This window comes from Affinundibacterium fentianense (genome assembly GCF_018139545.1).
Taxonomy (GTDB): Bacteria; Pseudomonadota; Gammaproteobacteria; order Burkholderiales; family Burkholderiaceae_D; genus Undibacterium; species Undibacterium fentianense.
In genome coordinates this window covers 102,807-123,964 of the sequence record NZ_JAGSPJ010000007.1, presented here as the reverse complement: position 1 = coordinate 123,964, position 21,158 = coordinate 102,807, and the positions used below count along the sequence as shown (strand labels likewise).

Annotated in this window: 15 protein-coding genes; 4 read left to right on the top strand and 11 right to left on the bottom strand. The window is 46.4% G+C overall.

Going from position 1 to position 21,158, the window contains the following annotated elements; translation table 11 throughout:
• Positions 1 to 20: 20 nt before the first annotated feature.
• The 3 genes from KDM90_RS15890 to KDM90_RS15880 all read right to left on the bottom strand — a co-directional run bounded on the left by KDM90_RS15890 (position 21) and on the right by KDM90_RS15880 (position 5,022).
• Positions 21 to 1,385 carry a tetratricopeptide repeat protein gene (locus tag KDM90_RS15890; protein ID WP_212676619.1) on the bottom strand — a complete coding sequence of 455 codons (1,365 nt, stop codon included), beginning with the start codon at positions 1,383 to 1,385 and terminating at the stop codon, positions 21 to 23.
• A gap of 204 nt (positions 1,386 to 1,589) precedes the next feature.
• On the bottom strand, positions 1,590 to 3,542 hold the full coding sequence (locus tag KDM90_RS15885) for a CHASE2 domain-containing protein (RefSeq protein WP_212676618.1): 1,953 nt from the start codon (positions 3,540 to 3,542) through the stop codon (positions 1,590 to 1,592).
• A 154-nt stretch (positions 3,543 to 3,696) separates the two neighbouring features.
• Positions 3,697 to 5,022 carry a FecR family protein gene (locus KDM90_RS15880; protein ID WP_212676617.1) on the bottom strand — a complete coding sequence of 442 codons (1,326 nt, stop codon included), beginning with the start codon at positions 5,020 to 5,022 and terminating at the stop codon, positions 3,697 to 3,699.
• Between the two features lie 493 nt (positions 5,023 to 5,515).
• On the opposite strand from KDM90_RS15880, the gene KDM90_RS15875 reads away from it, so the two are divergent.
• Positions 5,516 to 6,220 (top strand): Crp/Fnr family transcriptional regulator, encoded by a 705-nt coding sequence (locus KDM90_RS15875; RefSeq protein ID WP_212676616.1) that lies wholly within the window; start codon positions 5,516 to 5,518, stop codon positions 6,218 to 6,220.
• A gap of 30 nt (positions 6,221 to 6,250) precedes the next feature.
• Here the strand turns inward: KDM90_RS15875 and KDM90_RS15870 are convergent, their stop codons facing one another.
• Genes KDM90_RS15870 through KDM90_RS15860 form a run of 3 tightly spaced genes read right to left on the bottom strand, consistent with a single transcriptional unit; the run spans position 6,251 to position 11,709 of the window.
• On the bottom strand, positions 6,251 to 7,216 hold the full coding sequence (locus KDM90_RS15870; protein ID WP_212676615.1) for an acyltransferase family protein: 966 nt from the start codon (positions 7,214 to 7,216) through the stop codon (positions 6,251 to 6,253).
• Positions 7,206 to 10,499 (bottom strand): glycosyltransferase family 4 protein, encoded by a 3,294-nt coding sequence (locus KDM90_RS15865; RefSeq protein ID WP_212676614.1) that lies wholly within the window; start codon positions 10,497 to 10,499, stop codon positions 7,206 to 7,208. Before KDM90_RS15865 ends, KDM90_RS15870 begins: the two co-directional genes overlap by 11 nt.
• A 1-nt stretch (position 10,500) precedes the next feature.
• Entirely contained in the window at positions 10,501 to 11,709 is a 1,209-nt protein-coding gene (locus tag KDM90_RS15860) for a class I SAM-dependent methyltransferase (RefSeq protein ID WP_212676613.1), read from the bottom strand.
• Positions 11,710 to 12,229: 520 nt separating this feature from the next.
• Here KDM90_RS15860 and KDM90_RS15855 point away from each other — a divergent pair.
• The 3 genes from KDM90_RS15855 to KDM90_RS18370 are packed head-to-tail and all read left to right on the top strand — an operon-like array spanning position 12,230 to position 15,800.
• A complete protein-coding gene (locus KDM90_RS15855) occupies positions 12,230 to 13,684 on the top strand; it encodes a mannose-1-phosphate guanylyltransferase/mannose-6-phosphate isomerase (protein ID WP_212676612.1) in 1,455 nt (484 codons plus the stop codon).
• A 20-nt stretch (positions 13,685 to 13,704) separates the two neighbouring features.
• Positions 13,705 to 14,499: an ABC transporter permease gene (locus KDM90_RS15850; RefSeq protein WP_212676611.1), complete on the top strand. Its 795-nt coding sequence runs from the start codon at positions 13,705 to 13,707 to the stop codon at positions 14,497 to 14,499.
• Entirely contained in the window at positions 14,496 to 15,800 is a 1,305-nt protein-coding gene (locus tag KDM90_RS18370) for an ABC transporter ATP-binding protein (protein ID WP_329605336.1), read from the top strand. The genes KDM90_RS15850 and KDM90_RS18370 overlap by 4 nt, the downstream gene beginning before the upstream one ends.
• Positions 15,801 to 15,876: 76 nt before the next feature.
• Here the strand turns inward: KDM90_RS18370 and KDM90_RS15840 are convergent, their stop codons facing one another.
• The 5 genes from KDM90_RS15840 to pyrE all read right to left on the bottom strand — a co-directional run bounded on the left by KDM90_RS15840 (position 15,877) and on the right by pyrE (position 21,111).
• Positions 15,877 to 16,983: a glycosyltransferase family 4 protein gene (locus KDM90_RS15840; RefSeq protein WP_212676610.1), complete on the bottom strand. Its 1,107-nt coding sequence runs from the start codon at positions 16,981 to 16,983 to the stop codon at positions 15,877 to 15,879.
• Positions 16,984 to 16,993: 10 nt separating this feature from the next.
• Positions 16,994 to 18,235, bottom strand: coding sequence for a glycosyltransferase family 4 protein (locus tag KDM90_RS15835; RefSeq protein WP_212676609.1), 1,242 nt, complete (start codon positions 18,233 to 18,235; stop codon positions 16,994 to 16,996).
• Positions 18,232 to 19,215: a GDP-mannose 4,6-dehydratase gene (locus tag KDM90_RS15830; RefSeq protein WP_212676608.1), complete on the bottom strand. Its 984-nt coding sequence runs from the start codon at positions 19,213 to 19,215 to the stop codon at positions 18,232 to 18,234. The genes KDM90_RS15835 and KDM90_RS15830 overlap by 4 nt, the downstream gene beginning before the upstream one ends.
• Positions 19,199 to 20,236 carry a GDP-mannose 4,6-dehydratase gene (gene gmd / locus KDM90_RS15825; RefSeq protein ID WP_212676607.1) on the bottom strand — a complete coding sequence of 346 codons (1,038 nt, stop codon included), beginning with the start codon at positions 20,234 to 20,236 and terminating at the stop codon, positions 19,199 to 19,201. The genes KDM90_RS15830 and gmd overlap by 17 nt, the downstream gene beginning before the upstream one ends.
• 197 nt (positions 20,237 to 20,433) lie before the next feature.
• Positions 20,434 to 21,111, bottom strand: coding sequence for an orotate phosphoribosyltransferase (pyrE, locus tag KDM90_RS15820; protein ID WP_212676606.1), 678 nt, complete (start codon positions 21,109 to 21,111; stop codon positions 20,434 to 20,436).
• Positions 21,112 to 21,158 lie beyond the last annotated feature (47 nt).

The following is a 21,158-nucleotide window of genomic DNA, read 5'->3' as shown; positions in this document are numbered from 1 at the left end:
AATGAAATGTGGTTTTCTGGCTAAAAACGACGCTGCAAGCCTAGATTAAAAGACTTGGCTTTTTGAGAAAATAAAAGAATATTGGACGCAATGCTGCTGTCATCGACGCGAAAAAAGAGGTCAAGATCGGCATTCAGTGTTTTCGTCAATTGGATTCGTGCAGTTCGACGGGTCACTTGGCGGCGGGCGTTATTTTCTAAAAGTGGGCTATAACCCTCACTGTCGAGCGCAAACGCTGCATTCCAGCTCAAATCAAAACGCCACTGTGGACGAAATACAGCACCGAGCTGGGCAACCACTTCTTTACGACGAGTTTTGCCACCGGCACGTTGACGAGTAGGCAAATCATTTCCATAACGGGCAACGATCGTCGCTTGGAGCGCTTTTCCTGCGATAGGCATTTTACAAGCGCCCGCTAATTGTGCCCATCGCAAATCGGCATCTTGAGAATGCAATCCCATGTACCGACGCCATTCATTTTCTAAGGACGCGCCATAAAAGCAATCGCGCCAGGAACGTTCGATGCTGCCACTGAGGCGAAAATCACGTAATAAGCCCTTATCACCGAGCCAACTCACGTCCGTGAAAGCGGTTACACCAACTAAGCCAAGAGGGCTCGGACGCTGCCACCCGACGTTTCCTGACAACTCTGTCGTCGAAAAATCGCGTTCACGCTGATAGCCACGACGCTTCACGGAAGCATTCATCTCTAAACCGGGCACATCAAATGGACTGTCGTAGCGTGCCTGCAAGGCTGCCGCGACATATTGATCACTGCGAGCTTGATAGGATGGGTCCAACGGCAAATTCACTCGATCGGAACCAAATGTGATCGGAATATAGGCAGATTGCAATCCACTGTTTGCATTCGAATCCCGCCCCACACCGAATTCAGCGGTATAACGTAATTTTTTCTTAGGCTCCTTCGCTTTCTGGATAAAGCGCTTATAGCCATCGATCACTTGCTGGATATCTTTGCTCGGCTTGAATGTCACTTCTATATAGTCGAAGTAACTACTCGCGCTTCCTAAATTACCCGTCTCCAAAGTCGCAATCGCTAAATCCATCCAAGAACCCGCATTACTGGGATCAATCAATACGGCGCGCTCGAAGGAGGCTGCAGCACCTAGGTAATTTTGTTGCTTTAACTGAAGCACGCCCAAGACATTGAAATAATTGGCCTCATTCTCATGTGAGGCTAACTCGTTTTCTAGGGCTTGCTGCGCCTCAACATAATTGGCGCCGGCAAAGAGATCGTAGGCTTTTGGGAAAGTTTTGAGATACTGAATGAGGCTATCGCTTGGTTCCGCTAGCTTTTGTGCTTGTGCCACACAGGGCAAAGCAAGCAGGCTACATAGCAGAGAAAGGAACCAAACCAAGCGCATAGAGAATCGTGTGCAAAAGCAAAATTGGCAGAATTATAATACGCATTCAAAAACAAAAATAGGTTTCCTCATCATTTCTCGATAAAGATCAGTGATTTTGCCTGTTTTCGCTTGCAACTCGATTCGACTCTGGGTGTCATTGGACTTTCGTTCAATGCGATCCAGTTTAAAGCGAATTTAATCTATCGACTGATACAATCGAAATCAATCCTCTTTGGGTGCAAACACATCCACCGATTGCAGCCTGCCACGTATCGTTGCAGAACCTAAATGTCGCAAGCCAGCCTGCGGCAAGAAGCTCGCGCACCGCGCACCGATCAAAATGTGAGCTTGATACTGTGCCGAGAGGCCTTCAATCCGACTCGCCAACACGACAGCCTCCCCTAACGCTGTGTAGGTGCGTCGATGCTCGGAACCAAAGTTACCGACCAAAGCGAGGCCCGTTTCAATTCCAATACCAACACTGACAGGTTCAATGCCTAAACTACGGCAAAACGTATCGAGATGAACTATCCTTTGGTGCATTTCTTTCGCAGCGGCAAATGCATGCAAAGCATGCTCGGGGTCATCTTCGGGCGCATTCCAAAACGCCATCACAGCATCGCCAATAAATTTGTCGATCGTCCCATGATGATTTACCACGGCAGCCGCCATTTCGCTAAATATTTTATGCATCAAGATCGCAACCACCTCAGGCCTTGCATTCTCAACCAAGCCAGTGAACCCTCGAATATCGGCAAATAACACCGTGATTTCACGTCGTGTTGCGTCAAGTGCCGTATTAGGTTTCTTTGACCCGCCTTCTGTTGTGGTTAAACGCTTTGCGACTTCTTTTGGCAAATAAGTGGCAAGTAGCCCAAACACCCCGACGCGTTCTATATTTGAACGATGCAATGCAAACAAAATTGCAGTCAAAATCATCAACGGTGGAAATAAAAATAATGGGGTTAAAGGAATTTGCCATTTCCATTGAATAAAACACACCATGGCAATCAGCATGCTGCCACTCCACGCGAATGCCAGCCATGACGGATAAAACAAGGTCAATACCGCAGGGCGCTTGATTCGACGCATGGCGAACTCCAAGACCAGCACCAAAGGCAATAAGATAATAAAAACTAACAAACTTACCCAGCGTGGCTCAAAAATAAATCCCTCATCAAATAGTGCAGATAAGACCTCCGCATGAGCGATCATGCCGGAGGCCTCTGGGTTAGAGGGCGTCACGATGACGTCAGCCATGCCCAAAGCAGTCGAACCAATCAGCGCAATTGTTCCTTTTAGTGCTTTCGAAGAAGAACGCCGCTCCAAAATATCGCTCGCAGAGATTGCCAACCAATCATGCTGCGAATGGCGGTATGGCACAACGATTGCACCATCTTTGTTGAGTGGTATCGTTGCGACCACCGCTTCCGGTCCATCTTGAATCAATAGTTCCCATGACGCAGCAAACAATCCCGTACCCGCCTGCAACTTAAAATTGGGATTTTCCATGAGTGCCGCAAATGCTTGGATTTCCAATAGAGGGCGACACATCACCGTAGCATTGCGTTGACACAAGATGGGCGGAACGTGTCGGATAGAGCCATCGGCATCATAGATAGGGGTAATATGTCCGACTCGCGCAGGCATGATTGCCGCGTGATTACTGGTCACGGGAATACCACTAAAACGTGGGGCGTTCACTGCCAATTGAATCGGATAGGATTCTGGCAGACGACCAGACAATTCAGGTAATCGCCGATCCTGCAAGTCATAAACAACAGCGCCAGTAATTTCCGGCCTTTGCATTTGCTCCGCCAATATTTTGTCTTGATTTCGCGCTTCGGGAAATACGATGTCGAGTGCAACGCCAGCGACGCCATAGTGATCGACCAAATTCGCGATCAATGCTGCCACCTTATCTCGCGGCCAAGGCCAAGGCCCCTGCTCTGCAACGCTCTTTTCGTCAATATCAATCAACACTAGTCGCTGTTCGTAGCGATCCAATTTTGCAGAATGTGCCTGCCAATCACTATACTGAATGGCAGCCCGAGTACGCCAATCGCTAAGGGTATTTTCGATTGGTGCTGTGAAGTCTGGGAAGAGTTGGCGCGAAAAAATCGTGACGAGCAAAACCGTCAAAATTGCAGCAAAACGCAGCAAAGCTCTCGACATACATCTGCCCTCAAAAGCAAAAGTCAGGAGCGCGCTCCTGACTTTTGCTGAATCGAATACCCACCAGATTACTCGATGGGTTAATTGGTGAATCGAATTGACGAATCAAATGAACACTTTCAAAAACTGTTTCGAAAACTGCTTCAAAAGCTGTTTATTGCACCCAACGTGTTGCGCCAACTATGGACGTCCCGCCATTGAGTGAGCGCTGAAATAAATACCCCGCCTGATCGCTATTTTTTGATAACGAACCCAACACAAGCGTATCGGGGCTTGCAGTTTCAGTGATAAACAAACCTTGCCAAGTAACTTCACCACCGGCACGAATTTCCGTGACCAAGCCATCTTGCGTCTTCACATTCAACGCTGTGTCAAAACGACGATTCGCAAAATCCACTGTCAAACTCGGATTCAAAATCGAAGCAGCAGTCAGTGAGCGATCCGCTGACATCAAATAAGACTCTGACGCAGCCAATTTGAATTTGGCAACGCCCGAGCTAGGTACAAAGGTTTCGCCTGCTTCACGGAAAATCCCGAACAAAGCCGTTCCCATTACCACTTCACGGTCAGGTGACATCGCTGAGGTGATCGTCCCTTCCATATTTGTCGAACTACCGTCCCAACGTCCCCACCAAATTTTGGCAGGAATGACTGGTTCTGGCTTGGGCTCTGGTTTGACTGCATTCGCTAAACTATCAATCTTGTTTGCAATATTCGTCGCTGTCACGATCTGGGTCGCATCCACAGGTGGCGTATTATTCGCCGCCTTGCCGTTGCGTTCAGCTACAGGTTCTTCTGGACGCGGCGGAGCGATCAGATTAGGCGAGTTCAGAGACTTTTCAGCTGGTACCAAAATCGGCGCATCTTTGTGATTACGTAACTCTAAATACGCATCGCGCATTGCAGCAGTCAGTACGCGTGCTGTCGCTGTGTTGCAAGGGCCAAACGCGCTCGATAAACATTCTTGACTTAGCGGGGACATCACAATTGCACCACTTTGCACGACAACACGTGTCACGCTTTGCTCCGTATGTACAACAAAATCCGTGCCGCGAATTCCAATCGCAGCCAAAGGCGTATTTAAACGGTAAGATTCCTTCGATGCCTCACCCGCTTTACCCGTAATACTACGCGCCGTGCCTTGTTCTAAATTGAATTTAATGCGGCTGTTCTTTGGTTGTTCAGCATCGTATTTGTATTCTTCAATAACGAAACGTGATGAGGGACGAATACTGACGAAAGCACCATCGATCAATTTAATGTGAACATGCCCATTCACACCCGTAGCGATCGTCTGTCCCGCTTTAATCGCATCTCCGCGAGAAATTGCTTGCTTCTGCCCGTTTGTTAGTGTGCTTGCTTCACCAATAACAAAAGAAACCGTTCCCGCAACTTCATTTGCCCAAGCGCACAAAGGCATTGCCATCGCGAAGAACAACACGAAAAAGCCAGCTCTAATATGATTCAACCATGTACGCATAACTACTACCTCTAAAAACTAACTGACTTACTAACATTTGTCGCATAACTTGGGCTTTAAGCAGTAATGGCTTTTGCCACATGCCAATGCGCTACTGGTGCACAACACATTGCCCTGTTTTTGATTTTTGACTTTTGGCGAGCTTGCAGAACTCTTGCCCGGAAACTACACACGGTCTTCAATTTAAATTTAATTGAACACAAAATAAGTTTACAATCTAGCACGCTCTTAACTTTACACCTGATTCTAACTTATTTTTGGTATCCTGTTGTTTATATGGGATATTTCTACGTCCAATTTGCTTTTCGTCACTTTTTTTGCGTTACTTTAGGCCTAAAACTCGAAAAAATTAACATTAGCAACATCTACTTTTCGAACGTCGAGATGCGTCATCCGATTTCAAAACGTAGTAATTGGAACGCTATCCAATCGAGATCGGTTGACGCAGGGCTCAACCACATAACCGTTAACTTGATATAAACACAATTCATTCATGCCTATTGCTTTACACGTTGCTGCGAGTATTCCACTATTTAAAGACTTTGACGAAGCTACACTTGCAAAAGTAGCGGGCTTGATGTCGAGCCGCAGCTACTTGAGCCATGATATTGTGATGCGCAAAGGTGAAATCGCGGACAGCCTTGGTTTTTTGCTAAATGGAAAATTACAAGTCGTCGATCTTAGTGAAGAAGGTCGAGAAATTGGCATCCATTTCATTTTGCCTGGCGCATATTTTGGCGAATTATCAGTGATTGACGGGCAACCGCGCTCCGCCTCTGTCATTTCAGTCAAACTCTCTGAAGTCGCATTTCTACCGAGCAATCATGCACGCGATCTGATTTTTCATCATCCTTTGATTGCGAAACGCTTGATGACGCATTTCGCTCAAATCGTTAGGGCTGCCTCCAACCAACGTACACTCCTTAGCATTCCGAATGCATTCCAACGTGTCTTCGCACAACTACAAACATTCGTGCGCGAATCAAAAGATGGCCAAGTCATCGAAGGTTTGCCCAAGCAGCATGAAATCGCGATTATGGTCAACACCAGCCGCGAAACGGTTTCTCGCGCGATTCATACTCTCATGAAAATGAATGTGCTGGAAAAAAAAGGGACCATCCTCATTGTCAAACGTCCTGAGAAACTCAAGCAGGTTGCAACTGTCGGCATGGACGAAGGCGAGAATAATAAAACTTAATTAATCCAATCGAATCGCGGCAGATATCACTCAATTTGAAAGACGCAATTGACGACGCCATAGCAAAACTGGCTGCTCAACCAAACGCTGCGTCACCCAAGCCAAACTCAAACTGAGCGTAACGTAAGCACACCACGCAATCAGCGTTTTAGGCACGCCCAACACCGCCCATTGAATAAAAAAATGATTTAGAAATACGCCGTAGGAGAGATCACCAAGGCGATTATCCCACGCGACTTGTTTCAATGGAGCGAGGAAAAACAGCGCTGCCGCACCAATCAGCAGGCCAATAATGACTTCGCGATTATAAGGTAATAGTAGATGGCCAAACTGACTTAATATTCCCCACAGCACTCCACAAAAAATTAGTATCGATATTCCCCAAAAAGCTGCCTTCGTTTTTTCCGCTCGCAAATCATAAAAAACGGAACCCAGCATAAAAAACAATAAGACACCAGGCAACAATCGATAAGCATAAAATTCGGTATTGATTGTTCCCCAACAAGCAAACAAAAAGATCCCTCCTGACAGAAGCAAGCAAATATAGCGCAATCGAAATAAGATCAAAATAGGTATCAATAGGTAAAACTGGATCTCGGCACCAAGTGACCAAGCAGGTGGGATCAGAGTAAACAAATGACTATTATTAAACATGTAGTAGTTGAGTGGTACGAGGAGCAAATTCGACAAGTACTCTTGCATCGCTGGCGGGAACTGCAAAAAGTCTGTCCGATGTCCACTCAGATAAAACCAGATTAAGGTAATCCCGGCAATAAACAAATACTGAGGATATAAACGCAGCGCTCTATCGAGATAAAAGCCAACTATTTTTTGGCCACCTACATAGTGTTGGCGTATCAATGCTGTCATCACAAAACCGGAGATCATGTAAAAACACACGACTGCAATGACACCGGGATTGAGTTCCAAGACTCGAAAGTTGGCGTGACTCAATGCGACGCAAAGCGCTAAAAAAAGGCGAAAACTACCTAACATAATGCTCCAAGGGATTGGCTATTCCATCGATGATATTTAACAAGCGGTTCGACAAATGTGGCCAACTTCTTTCCCGTATCCATGCCGCCACCTGTTCGGCCTTTTCTGATGCAACATGAGGATTCTCGAGAAAATAGCGGATTCCTTCAGCAATCTGCTCAGGCTCTGTTCCAGATAATCGATGTACGGCTTCTTCTACATCCGAGAAAATGGCGAGCGGTGTCACAAGAACTGGTCGCCCCGCAGTCAAACCAACGCGCGTTGCGGCACTCGACGATTCTTGCGTGTGCTGATAAGGAAAAACAATCACCTCTGCTTGTGCCAGCAACTGTAAAACATCGGCATCTGCCATAAAATCCGTCTTCAAACAAACCCGTGATTGCAAACCCAGTTGCGCAATTAATTGAAGACAGGCGTTGGCCTCGTCTTGAGATACTGGAACAGGATATAAGGCATTCAATAGCAGCAAATGCAAATCATTGCGTTCGGGCTCTAACGCTGCAAAAGCTCGGATAAGTTGCTGTATTCCTTTGTGCGGTAACAAAAAGCCGTAGGAAGCAATCACGCGCTTCGCGCTCGGTGCTGGCAAATTGGAGGGCACAGGTGCAATACCGTGCGGAAAATAACAAAGTTGTTCAACCAATCCCAAATCTTTAAGACGGTTCATGTCTTCAATACTGTGCACAAAGATGCGTTCGACTTGCCTCAGAGAGGGCTGTATATTCTTCAAGGCAAAATGTCGGCCGCCAAAAAAAACATCCGCAGTCGAATGGAAAAACACATAAACGGCGACGCCGAGATCGTGCATAGACTGGATGAAAAGTCCTAAATTTTCCGGCGAGAAAAAACCAAAATTATATTGAACAACAACGGCCGAAATCTGGTGTTCGCTAATGTAATCTATCGCGTTTTCCAAGTTTTCATCATAGGCGATTTCCCAAGAACGTAGAACAAAGTCTTGATCAATTCCTGTTCGTTCTGGAATATGATTTGCCAACACGTGTAGCCGATGTGCTGGAAAATTTTGTGTCAAAAAATGCGAATAATTCGCGATACCACATCGAGCGTTCCATGAACTAATCCAAGCGATCTGCGGTTCCTTACGCACAAGAGGCTGTTGATGGATCGCACAGACCAAGCTTCGAAGATTTTGTGCAGTTTGCTGCCACCCAAATTTCTCTTGTATTAAAGTCCGTGCCGCATCGACTTTAGCTTGCACCAGCGAAGTAATATTAGGAAAAGTACTTTGATACAATTCGCGTAATTGTTGCGTGAGGTGCTTCACGTCCGGCTCTGCCCACAAAGAATGGGTCAGCCCTAAATGGGTATTCGCTTTTGCAAAAGTGTAGTCACATAACCATGCTGTTTTCTCAGTACAAAAATCCGTCTGACCACCCCAAGCAGTCGTTATCACCGGCACTCCGTAGAGCATGGCTTCTGCGATCGGCAAGCCAAATCCTTCTCCACGACTTGGGGCAACAAACACATTCGCTTGTTGATACAAAGCACTCATGTCTGCATGCGACCATTCTTCTTCAATCAGGAGCACGTGCGGAAAATGGCGATCTGCATCGCGTAAAAATTGTAAATCCTGGGCAACTTGGTTATGCGGATTACTAAATGTCTTGATGATCAGGCTCACATCATCGTCAGCTCGGAAAGCTGCGCCATAGGCGCGCAATAGAACATCGACACCTTTGCGTGGAAAACAAGAAGAAACATGCAGGAATTGAAATCGACGGGCCTCGCGCAAGCGCGTTGCAGCGCTAACGCTCAAACCTTGTTCTTGTTCTTGATACTGGTCGACACCAGCGCCTGTCACAGCAATAGGAATACGAACGCCACTATCCCGCAATATCTTCGCAACGGTATTCGACAAAACGGCAACGCCATTCAAGCGTCGATTAAATTCAGCGACGTAATGTTGTGGGAAACCCGTTTCCTCCCAACCATAAGAGTGGATAAGCTTGGTCTGCGCCACCATATTCGCAACATGTGGCGGATAACAAAATCTCGCGGCAACTGAAGGTATACCTATCTGCTTCGCAAATGTGAGCATTTCCGCGCAGTCTGGATTCGCGTTAACAAAATCAGCAGCAGCGTCAAAATCTCCATGACCTTCCATACTACGCAATGCGATAGACAAATGCGGCGCATCGAGTTTTTTCAGCCCTCTTGCCAATTCACGATTGACGATTGCCAAACTATAGTGACTATCGCATGGGCCTTCGATGAGCCATGACTCAGCCTCAACGTTGAACTCATTCAAATCCAACGCAAGAACACAACTCGGATCGATCCGATCTAAACTCCGCTGGAGTGCTTGTCGTCTCCAAGCACGATCTTGAAGTTGAACTTGAAAAGCCCGCAATCTCGGCTCTTTAAGCAAAGTTAACAACACTGACGCTTGCTCTTGCGCCGAAACTGTATTTGAGAGGAACAGGTTATTCTTCATACCCGTCCCAAACTCTCGACGCATGATCTCATTTTCACACGCCACAATCGGTACATGGTAGGCGGTCGCATAGCGGCAAACCTTAGCTGTGCAATCGTTCGACTCCGGTAGCCATACCATATCGGCAAAACATAAAATTTGAGGCCAAGTGCTTGTCTCAATCCATATTGGGTCTTGATGGACGCCTTGATCTTGATCTCGACTTTGATTTTGCGGACTTGTATCGAAATCGCTGATCACCTGCAATACGATGTCACTGTTGAAGGCAGAAGTCGCGATATGTTGTTGGATTATTTTTGTTTGAGCATTAGAAAGCTCGCTACCCACAAGCACAACACGCAAGGGTAAATCGGTCAACGCTTTCAAACGTCCCAGCATGATAGAAACTTGCTCGACTGTGGCTTCCCAAGCATCTACCCCTGCCGCCAACGGCGCACGCGACAATGGCGTCACAATCAAACATGCATCACGACAACGCTCAAGCAAAAAGCGTGTATTCGAAACTTGTTCCGGTGACGGGGAACGAGCCATTTCAGCCTTATGCAAACTTAAAAACTGCGCTAGTTGCAAACATTTAATATCGGCTAAAACAGGTACTTGCTCCACATCGTGACCATCAATCAACATAATGATTGAAGAATCTGACTTCAATTCTTGGATCGATCTAAGTGCGGATACATCAGGAAACTGTGCGGGAATAAAATCCGAAAAGATCGTTGAATGAAGACCCAATCCTTGTATTTTTTTTTGTACTTCCAACGCCAATGCTAATGAAGTGGCATCAAGCTGTGTTGCTGAAATAAATTGATGGATAGACTTCACTGCCATATTACTTCCTAGCGATCAAAGCATAATCTCGCGGGCCAAACAGGTATTGATTCAGCACTCGCGCGCTCGCGTCTGTCTCTGGCAACTGATAGTGGTCTTCGAATGGATTTAAACGCACAATTTGTGCCTTAGCAAATCCTCGCTGCTTGGCCATAAAAACTGCGACATCTGGCACGATTGGTTTGAGATGACTCGGGTCGTAGTAGAAGTTACATGCTCCCGTGATCAAATTTTCAGGATTGGGGGTCTCAAAAATTAGTATTCCGCCTGGACGCAACGCGCGATATGCTGAATCGAATAACGCAATTAAGCTTTCGAATGAAATATGTTCAATCAAGTGAAAGGCGGTTACACCACCTAAACTGTCGCTGGCTTGTTGCGATAAAAATCCAAGCGCATCGGCTACTTCAGCCTGCAATCCGATGGCACGGCATGCTTGCACTTTATCTGCGTTGAGATCAATCCCTAAAGCTGGAATGCCGATCTCCTTTAACAAACTCAACCACTCGCCGCGCCCACAACCGAGATCGACGAACAAAGAACGGTCTGATTTACTTAAGGTCAAAAAGTCTTGCAGGTAGTCAATGTACACTCGTTGGCGCTGTGCAATTGCATACTCATCGCCACGAAACGCTTGCTCGAATTCATAATAAAAGGCATCAACGTCAAAAGTAGAAGGCGACTGACTTTGTACAGGCCTTGGATTGACAAGTATTGCGTGGCTAGTCTCGGCAGACAAACTGTGCTCAGGGCTCGCCATTTTGGTCAATTCTGTTGGCGCTTCATCTACCCGTTTTTTGTTTTTGTCAGGGGACTCCGAATACCGACTTGCACGATGCAGCAAAGTGCGAAACTCCCGACTGCCGACTTTTTTTTCCAAACGCATTACGCGGGCACCGAGGTCGAGCATATCGTATTGCTGCAATCGCTTACTCAACCCGGATTCGGCGGCCTGCACTGTGCGATTCGTCTGCTCTACAACTTGCACATAAACGAGCTCAAGTAGAGGCTCCAGTGCATCGACGCGTTCATGTAATCGACGTAAATCTTCTGCCTGCAGACCAATTCTCCGTTCTAAATCAGCCAAAGCGAAAGTGTGTTGTTGACGTGTAACTGGAAGGCGAATCAAGGCTTTGAGCCATACCAAGCAATATCCCAACAATGGGATTGCCCTAACACGCTGACTCAGTGAAGCATCCTTCTTCGTCATTGCTCGCCATTTTCGTTTTAAATATGAACTCGATTGTGTGAGTCCACAATCTGCAGCCTGCTCACTAAGTGTTTGATCGAGATGGCTCGGCCTGTATGGAAACCTGCTTCGAATTTCGTGTATGACATCAACACTTGATGATTGAAAAAGCGATTCAAGCATTGCGGTCGACCCAGCTTGGGGCGTTTGGCTACCCGATTTCTGTGGGTGCGCATTCATCCTTATTCGTTCCGCCAACATCGCCTCTGCAGGTTCCGTGGATTGATGAGCTTTCATAGGCGTAGTAAAGACCTGAGTATTTCAATAAAGTGGAGAGTATACGTGATCAAGCTGAAATTCAGCGTGTTTGACATATAATTATTATTTACACAAATATTAGACAAACTTCGCCAAATTTTACGCCAAGTCTGGATGTACAATAGGCGACTTTTCAGCGACGCTCTTACTCGCTTCTGTCCTTTGGTCTGATTTGCATCATCCATGCTGGATGAGGACTTGGACAAAATTAAGAAAGATATTCATGTTATTGCAACCCGTCATTCTCTCCGGAGGCTCAGGCACTCGTCTCTGGCCACTTTCACGCGACAAACATCCTAAGCAATTGCTCGCATTGTTCAACAATGAAACGATGCTGCAAGCAACCGCTTTACGCGTACAAAATTTTCAAGGTGCAGCGACTGTCAGCTCGCGAGTAATCGTTGTTTGCAATGAAGAATATCGTTTTATTACGGCGGAACAATTGCGCGAAGTCGGTTGCACTGACTCTACTTTATTATTAGAACCATTTGGCAGAAATACCGCGCCAGCTGTGACCTTGGCCGCATTAGCTGCCAGCCAAAATGACAACGATAGTATTTTGCTGATCATGCCGGCTGATCACCAAATTGGCGATGAAGAGGGTTTCTACCAAGCGATCGCGGCAGGCTTACCTCAAGCTAGCGCTGGGGCAATGGTCACCTTTGGCATCGTACCTGATCGTCCTGAAACAGGTTATGGCTATATTTTGCTCGGCAAGCAACTCGATCAAAGTATTGCACTCGAATTAAAAAGCTTCGTGGAAAAGCCCCACGTAGAATTAGCACAAGAATATGTCAAGAACGGGCAACACGTATGGAATAGTGGAATTTTCATGATGCGCGCGAGTGTTTGGTTAAGAGCGATTGCGCACTTCAATCCTGCAATGTTCGAGGCTTGTCAAACTTCATTCAAATTAGCCAAATCAGATTGCGATTTCGTTCGTATCGACAAAGAGGCATTTGCAGCATGTCCATCCGACTCGATCGACTACGCCGTAATGGAAAAATTAGCTAGCGCTCCAGAGCTTGGAATTTCAGCATGCGTAGTGCCATTCAACGCGGCTTGGTCAGACGTCGGAGCTTGGGATGCCGTGTGGCAAGTCTCCAATAAAGACGAAAACGGCAATTCCTTGCGTGGTGATGTTCTAGTCGAGGACTCTCGCAATTGTCTATTAATGTCCGATAGTCGTCTGCTCGCCTGCCTCGGACTCGAAGATGTCATCGTAGTCGAAACGCCGGATGCGGTATTGGTCACGAATAAAGCGAATACCAGCAATATCAAACGGATTATTACGCGTTTGAAAGACAGCCATCAAGCGCTGACAGACAATCATCGCAAAGTTTATCGTCCTTGGGGACACTACGACTCAGTTGACCGCGGAGAGCATTTTCAGGTCAAGCGGATTGTCGTCAAACCTGGTGGCAGCTTATCCATGCAAATGCATCAACATCGCGCCGAACATTGGATTGTTGTCGCTGGTACGGCTAAAGTCACGCGCGGTGATGAGGTCATGACTTTACAAGCGAATCAATCAACCTATATTCCACGAGGCGTGAAACATCGTCTCGAGAACACGACTGATGCTGAGTTAGAAGTCATTGAAGTGCAGTCGGGTAGCTATTTAGGCGAAGATGATATCGTTCGGTTTGGCGATATTTATGGCCGTCTCGATATCTAAATTAAGCGAAAGCAAATGCCTTGAAAGCTGTCCTTCTATCACTTTGGCGCTTCCGCCACTTTATGCTGTCGTCAATTCAAGCAGAATTTCGTGGTCGATTCGCGCGCAGCAAATTAGGTGCGCTATGGATGATTTTGAATCCCTTGGCGCAAGCTAGTATTTTTGCGATTGTACTTTCCGAAGTACTAGCCGCTAAATTGCCACAGATCGAAAGCAAGTCCGCTTATGCCGTTTACTTAATGGCAGGTACAGCTGCCTGGGGATTATTTGCCGAAATCTTGAATCGTTGCACGAATGTCTTCATCGACTACGCGAACACATTGAAGAAAATCGCCTTCCCACGTCTTTGTCTACCATTGATCGTTGGCGGAAGTGCCCTACTCAATCACCTGCTTTTATTGGCCGCGATCTTGGTGGTATTTGCTTTCTTGGGCCATCCGCCAAATCTAGCATGGTTGGTTTTACCATTTGGTATGCTACTCATCGTGATGCTCGCTTTTGGGATCGGCATCCTACTTGGCTTGCTCAATGTTTTCTCGCGAGACGTTAGTCAAGTGATGGGGATCGTGATGCAATTATGGTTCTGGTTAACGCCCGTGGTCTACACCGCGAATAGCTTGCCAGAACGTTTTCAATTTTTATTGGCAATCAACCCAATGACCGCGCTGGTACGAATTTATCAGGATGCGTTATTGCTCGGTCGAGTTACCAGCGGATCTACTCTGATATTACCCGGCTTGTTCGCATTGGGTTTGTTTGTATTTTCGTTTTGGATATTCCGTCGCGCGAGCGCAGATTTGGTGGATGCCCTATGAACTCAACACCAATTCCCGTTCTTAAAGTTGATGGCATTGGTAAATGCTATACAAAATTCTCTGGCCTCTTTGACCGCCTGATGTCATGGGCGGGTATGAAGGTCAAACCGAGTTACGAATATTGGGCAAACAAAGATATTTCTTTTGAAGTACAAAGTGGTCAGGCAGTTGCAATCATTGGGCAAAACGGCGCGGGTAAAAGTACCTTGCTTAAAATGATCACCGGAACAGTTCGCCCGAGCGTTGGACAAATCACTGTGGATGGCACCGTGAGTGCCATGCTTGAGCTAGGTCTAGGATTTAATCCCGAATTTACCGGACGTCAAAACGCGTATATGGCTGGCGGCCTCATGGGTCTTAGCCGGCTTGAACTCGATCAACTAATGCTTGGAATTGAAGCTTTTGCTGAAATTGGCGACTTTTTTGATCAACCGCTGCGTGTCTATTCGAGTGGGATGCAAGCGCGTCTGGCTTTTGCTGTTGCTACAGCGGTTCGTCCAGACATTTTGATTGTCGATGAAATTCTTTCTGTCGGCGATAGTTATTTTCAACATCGCAGCTTTGATCGCATCAAACAATTTAAGGAACAAGGTACTTCGATTATATTAGTAACCCATGGCATGGGTGATGTCCGATCTATCTGTGATCACGTTATTTTGATCGACAAAGGCCAGATGCTAAAGCAAGGCGCGCCAGATGAAGTCGTTGACTTCTACAATGCGATGATCGCTCAAAAGGAAAACGACAAGCTTGCAATCAGCCAAAGTCGCGATCAACAAGGTTGGCTCAAGACACGCTCGGGCAACGGTGCGGCAAGCATCGGCAAAGTATATCTTCGCGAACAAGGCATCGAACAAGAAGGCTTGAATAATCGGGAGAATATTCCGAATGAGATACAAGCGAACAAACAAGGCTTGTCAGCGGTCACTGTTGGACAGCAAGTCGTTTTAATTTGTGAAGTACAAATCGCACAGGCAATTCCAGAACTTGTACTCGGCATCATGCTACGTGACAAACAAGGTCATATTATTTGGGGTAGCAATACGTGGTACACCAAGCTTGTTCAATACGATTTAAAAGCGGGGGAAAAACTCATTTTTAACCTGCCATTTACCTGTCAGCTTGGACCGGGCTCGTACTCCGTCACAACGGCTCTCACCCGCGGGGAATCACATCTTGAACAAAATTTCGAGTGGTCAGACAACCTACTCGTCTTTGATGTGATTAACGTCGACAAACCGATGTTCATCGGATCAAATTGGCTGAATGCCGAGTTCCAAGTTGAGCGGGACGCCACTTAACAAGAATCAAACAAAATCAATATCGACTGCAAACTCATCAATTTGCTATTCAGCATGTGCCATCGAAACAAGCGCTTTAGATCAAACTTTGATATAGCTTCCGATAACTTTGCGCCATTTGCAAAGCCGTAAAGGTGGATTGATAGCGCTGGTAGGCTTGCTGGCCCATTTCAGCCGCTCGTTGTGGATGGGCCAACAAAAATTGCATCGCTTGACGGAATGCTCGGGGATCACTAGCCGGAACAACAAGGCCAGTTTTCTCATGCAAATTCACATATGAAGTACCCGTTCCAATCTCGCAAGAAATCATCGGTTTCCCAAACATGGCAGCTTCTAACAAAGTAATGCCAAATGCTTCGGAACGCAAATGAGAAGGAAAGGCTAAGCCATAGCATGCCTGCATCAACGCAACTTTATCGATTTCAGGTAGTGCACCTAAGAAATGTACATTATTCAAGCAGAGATGCTGTGCCTGTTTTTTCAATTCTGCTTCAACCGGACCATCTCCCAAAATAACAATTGGGATGGAGGTGCCTGAGGCTGCCTCCAACAAGACATGCAAACCCTTATAGTAACGCAGCATACCAACGAATAAGAAAAACGGCTCTGGAAAACGATCACGCCATTTTTGCAGAACGCCGGGGGATGGCTGAGGGTAAATACTCTCATCCAAACCGTAAGTGATCACCTCGGTCTTGCCAGAAAATTTAGCTAGGGTTGGGCTGGTCGCCATATAATTCGGCGAGGTCGCAACGATCTTGTTAACGCGTTGTAAGAATTGATTTTGCAGAGGTTGATATAGTTTGAATAAATGTTTTTGACGAACAATATCAGAGTGGTAAGTCAATACACTAGGCTTATCGATGCCACACGCAAAATGCGCCAAATCCATAAACGGCCATGGAAAATGGTAATGAATAATATCGGCACTTGCTGCCAATTGTTTGAAACGTCCGAGTGCCGACCAAGAAAAGCCCGTCGAAGCAATTTCTAAGTTCAATGGGGCACGATGCACCTGGTGACCTTCAAATTCCAGCTCAAGATTATTTCTATCACGGGTTAGGGTTAAGACTTCGGCATCAATCCCCAATCGAGCGGAACCATTCACCATCTGCCGAATGACTTGCTCCACTCCGCCAAAACTATCTGGGTAATACGTGCGATAAAAATGTAGGACCTTCATAGGCATCACCTTATGATCGCATGGCCGAAACCGACTGATAAGCCGCAACCGTATTGTTCACGCAGGCGTCCCAACTCAACTGAGCCGCGCGTTGCAAACCCAGCTCGATGGCTTGCGCACGCCAACAATCATCTTCTAAGCCTCGTTGTAATGCGCGACGAATATCATCTCTATCGGCAGGATCTACCAACAGCGCTGCACCATTTGCGACTTCAGGCATCGACGAGGTATTCGAGGTCAGCACAGGAACACCGCTGGCCATCGCTTCTGCGATCGGCAAACCAAAACCTTCATACCAAGAAGGATAGGTGAATAAGCGACAACCCGCATACAGTTGCGGTAAGACTGATTGTTCGACAAAGCCAAGATATTTTAACCAACCTTCTGACTCCGCACGCAGAATGTCAGCATGAATTGCGTCACTTTCCCAGCCTGTCCCCCCCACTAAAACCAAGGGCCAACGTTGTCGCGTGGCTGCCGGCAAGGCGCGATAAGCGGCGATCAAATTCTGCAAATTCTTGCGTGGCTCGATGGTCGATACGAACAAAGAATACGCGTTTACTGAGAGACCAAATCTATGCAACACCGGATGCAGTTCTTCAACCGTGCGTGGATAATAAATCTGATCAACGCCGAGCAATACAGTTTTAATCCGTTCAGCTGGAAAATCAAACTCTTGCATTAACTCCTGACGAATCGCTTCCGAGTCGGTTAACACCAAATTGGTTCTTTGTAGCGATGCTGGAATGGTTTCTCGCATCCGCTCCACTCTCGCTTTTGGATGCCAATTGGGAAACCGATAAATTGACAAGTCATGAATCGTCAAGACAGTGGGCAAATGCGTTTTCGGAACAAAGTAATTTGGGCCATGAAAGATTCCCTCTTTCACTTTATTCAACTGCCCACTGACTACTTGCGGCATGATCTTTCCGTAAGCATAGGAGACCAAAGGAATGCGGCCTAAACGACGACGCATTTCACCCGGAAATTGCACCAATGCCCGATGGATACGCCCCTTATAATTCAACTGAATCGGTTCTGGTACTTGATTTGATTCGGTTTGAATGTCTAGTCGCTGAGTTGATCCCGATACTTCCTCTATACTGGGTAAAGATGTCCAGCGACCGTCCGACATAAATTGAATCGATTCAATTTCCCGATGCAAAGGTGCACGGGTTGCGAGCTCCCAAGCATAGCGTCCAATTCCGGCCAGAGGCGGATGAATTGCCTCGATCGAGAGGATAAGTTTCAAGCCGCCGCCTCGACCAACTGTTGTTGAGTGGATTTGACTTGATCGAGCGAAACCGCTGACACATCGACATCGTTCAACATCCATTCCAGCGTTTGTTGCAAAGATATCGACGGTAAGGTGCCAATGCATGCTTCCAATTTCATCGCATTTCCAACTAATACTCTAACTTCATTAGCACGTACAAAGGCTGGGTTGACTTGCACCTCTATTTTATAACCAGCGATGTTCTCCGCCATTGAAATGACTTCTCGTAGCGTGTATGCCTTTCCTGTACAAACATTGAAAGTCTCACCGGCAGGCACTTTTAAAAGTAATTCGGCATAGGCTTTCGCGACATTGCGAACATCCGAGAAATCGCGTGCGACATCAAGATTACCTAACTCGATGCGGTTGGCTTTACGCTTAAAGTGCGCAACTATTTTCGGCAACAAGAAATTTTCTGCTTGTCCAACACCGGTGTAGTTAAACGGACGAGTAATGAAAATCGGTAATCGATCCATCCACAAGCGAGCAACATGCTCAACTGCCAGTTTACTAATCGCATAATCATTGGCGGGAAGGGGTAATTCCGTTTCAGCAATCACGCCAGCACTCGAGTTACCATAAATATTTGCACTGCTCGCGATCAACACTGCCGTTGGCGGCGTTGAAAGTTTAGTTAGAGCATCTAACAAATTACGCGTTCCAACCACATTAATTCGGTAAATGTCTTCGACATTTCCATGTCCTACAAACGAAATCGCCGCCAAGTGGGCGACGATATCGGGCTGCACTTGATTCACTACTTCCTGAAGCGCAAACGGGTCGCATAAATCCACATAATATACGCCGAGACCTAAGGCTTCATTGCCATAGGCGGTTCCGAAAATATCATAGCCTCGAGCGCGCAACTCGTTGGCTAGATATTCACCAGTAAAGCCACGCAAGCCCGTTATCAGGGCTCGGGGGCGACGCGGCTTAGATTTAGAAAGAATGTCCATGCGTATTCCGCTGTAAATCTGCGTCTACCATCATTTGGCACAATTGTTCTAAGGTGGTCGTTGGCTCCCAACCCAGTACATCTTTTGCTTTTTGTGGATTACCAATCAGTAACTCAACTTCAGCGGGACGATAAAATTTTGGATTCACTTTAACTAAAATTCGCTTCGTTTCTGCACAACGGGCAATCTCATTTTCTGCTTCACCTTCCCACATCAATTGGAATCCGGCTGCTTTAAATGCCATCGTGACAAAATCACGCACGGTTTCTGTGCGATTCGTTGCTAGAACAAAGGTGTCAGGTTCAGCAGCTTGTAACATGCGCCACATGCCTTCCACATATTCTTTTGCAAAACCCCAATCACGTTTCGCATCCATATTTCCAAGCTCTAGGCAATCTAGCTTACCAAGTTTAATTTTTGCGACTGAGTCGGTGATTTTACGTGTCACAAATTCACGACCCCGCAATGGGGACTCATGATTAAACAAAATACCACTGCATGCAAAGATTCCGTAGGATTCACGATAATTGATCGTCATCCAATGCGCGTAGAGTTTCGCGACGCCATACGGACTACGAGGATAAAACGGTGTGGTTTCTACCTGCGGTACAGCTTGCACTTTGCCAAACATTTCCGAGGTCGATGCTTGGTAGAACCGAATTTTTGGGTTCACCACACGAATCGCTTCTAATAAATTTAACGCGCCTAAGCCCGTGATTTCGGTGGTTGTCACCGGCTGCTCAAAAGAGACGCCGACAAAACTTTGCGCAGCGAGGTTATAGACTTCACTCACTTCAGTTGATTTGATCAATCGAATACTGGACGACAAATCGGTCAGGTCGTACTCAACCAAATGGAGTTGCGGATGCTTGTCGATTCCTAATTCTTCTATACGCCAAAAGTTCACCGAGCTGGTTCGACGATAAGTTCCATAGACCGTATAGCCCTTTTCGAGCAATAGCTGCGCGAGATAGGCGCCATCTTGTCCAGTAATACCAGTGACTAGTGCTTTTTTATTCATTGCAAAAAAACCTTCAACTAAAGCAAATATTAATACTTAATTAATTTTCTTCGATTAAACCACATAGTTTCATGGAGCTTCAATCGAATCTGTGATGTTCGTCACATTTTGACAGTATACCTTCAAGCACAGCAGTTAGAAGTAATACTTTGTAAGCTTTTTGTAGAAATTTTAATAAAGTTTCTTGTGCCCACGAATCAAATCGCGCCGTAACGTTGCCGATAAGCAGCGACGGCATTTTTGTAATGGGCAAGCTTCTCGTCGGCGTTTTCCGCAGAGAGACATGCAAACAAATCATTCAGATTGGCAATCGCAATCACCGGAATACCATACGCACGGCTCACTTCTTGAACAGCGGAATGCGCTGATAACTGATCGTCGCTCCCCACTCTTTCCATACGATCAAGTGCAATCAATACAGCTGCAGGCGTCGCACCCGAGGCTCGGATCAATTCAACCGACTCTCGTACCGAGGTGCCGGCAGAAATGACGTCATCCACAATTACGATCTTTCCTTGAAGTTTAGCCCCCACGATGGTCCCCCCTTCACCGTGGTCCTTTGCTTCCTTTCTGTTATACGCAAATGGGACGTTTCTTCCTTTATTGGCGAGTGCAACCGCAGTTGCCGAAGCCAGAGTGATGCCCTTGTAAGCGGGGCCAAATAGCATGTCAAACTCAACTCCAGAATCGAGCAAAGTTTGTGCGTAGAAATTGGCAATTTTGCCTAAATTGGTGCCGTCATTGAATAAACCGGCATTGAAAAAATAGGGAGAAGTACGACCAGCCTTGGTTACAAACTCACCAAAGCGGATGACTTCAGCGTCCACTGCGAATTGAATAAATTCTGATTTTAAGTTTTCTTTCGATTGGGTCATTTTATTACCTGTTTATGCTGGGTTAAAGGCTTGATTCCTAGAGAGCT

Bases quoted from the DNA above. Each gene is read 5' to 3' on its own strand.
- KDM90_RS15860 (WP_212676613.1), bottom strand. From the start codon at position 11,709: ATGACGAAGAAGGATGCTTCACTGAGTCAGCGTGTTAGGGCAATCCCA.
- KDM90_RS15830 (WP_212676608.1), bottom strand. From the start codon at position 19,215: ATGGACATTCTTTCTAAATCTAAGCCGCGTCGCCCCCGAGCCCTGATA.
- KDM90_RS15855 (WP_212676612.1), top strand. From the start codon at position 12,230: ATGTTATTGCAACCCGTCATTCTCTCCGGAGGCTCAGGCACTCGTCTC.
- KDM90_RS15875 (WP_212676616.1), top strand. From the start codon at position 5,516: ATGCCTATTGCTTTACACGTTGCTGCGAGTATTCCACTATTTAAAGAC.
- KDM90_RS15865 (WP_212676614.1), bottom strand. From the start codon at position 10,499: ATGGCAGTGAAGTCTATCCATCAATTTATTTCAGCAACACAGCTTGAT.
- KDM90_RS15885 (WP_212676618.1), bottom strand. From the start codon at position 3,542: ATGTCGAGAGCTTTGCTGCGTTTTGCTGCAATTTTGACGGTTTTGCTC.
- KDM90_RS18370 (WP_329605336.1), top strand. From the start codon at position 14,496: ATGAACTCAACACCAATTCCCGTTCTTAAAGTTGATGGCATTGGTAAA.
- KDM90_RS15890 (WP_212676619.1), bottom strand. From the start codon at position 1,385: ATGCGCTTGGTTTGGTTCCTTTCTCTGCTATGTAGCCTGCTTGCTTTG.
- KDM90_RS15870 (WP_212676615.1), bottom strand. From the start codon at position 7,216: ATGTTAGGTAGTTTTCGCCTTTTTTTAGCGCTTTGCGTCGCATTGAGT.
- gmd (WP_212676607.1), bottom strand. From the start codon at position 20,236: ATGAATAAAAAAGCACTAGTCACTGGTATTACTGGACAAGATGGCGCC.
- KDM90_RS15880 (WP_212676617.1), bottom strand. From the start codon at position 5,022: ATGCGTACATGGTTGAATCATATTAGAGCTGGCTTTTTCGTGTTGTTC.
- KDM90_RS15840 (WP_212676610.1), bottom strand. From the start codon at position 16,983: ATGAAGGTCCTACATTTTTATCGCACGTATTACCCAGATAGTTTTGGC.
- pyrE (WP_212676606.1), bottom strand. From the start codon at position 21,111: ATGACCCAATCGAAAGAAAACTTAAAATCAGAATTTATTCAATTCGCA.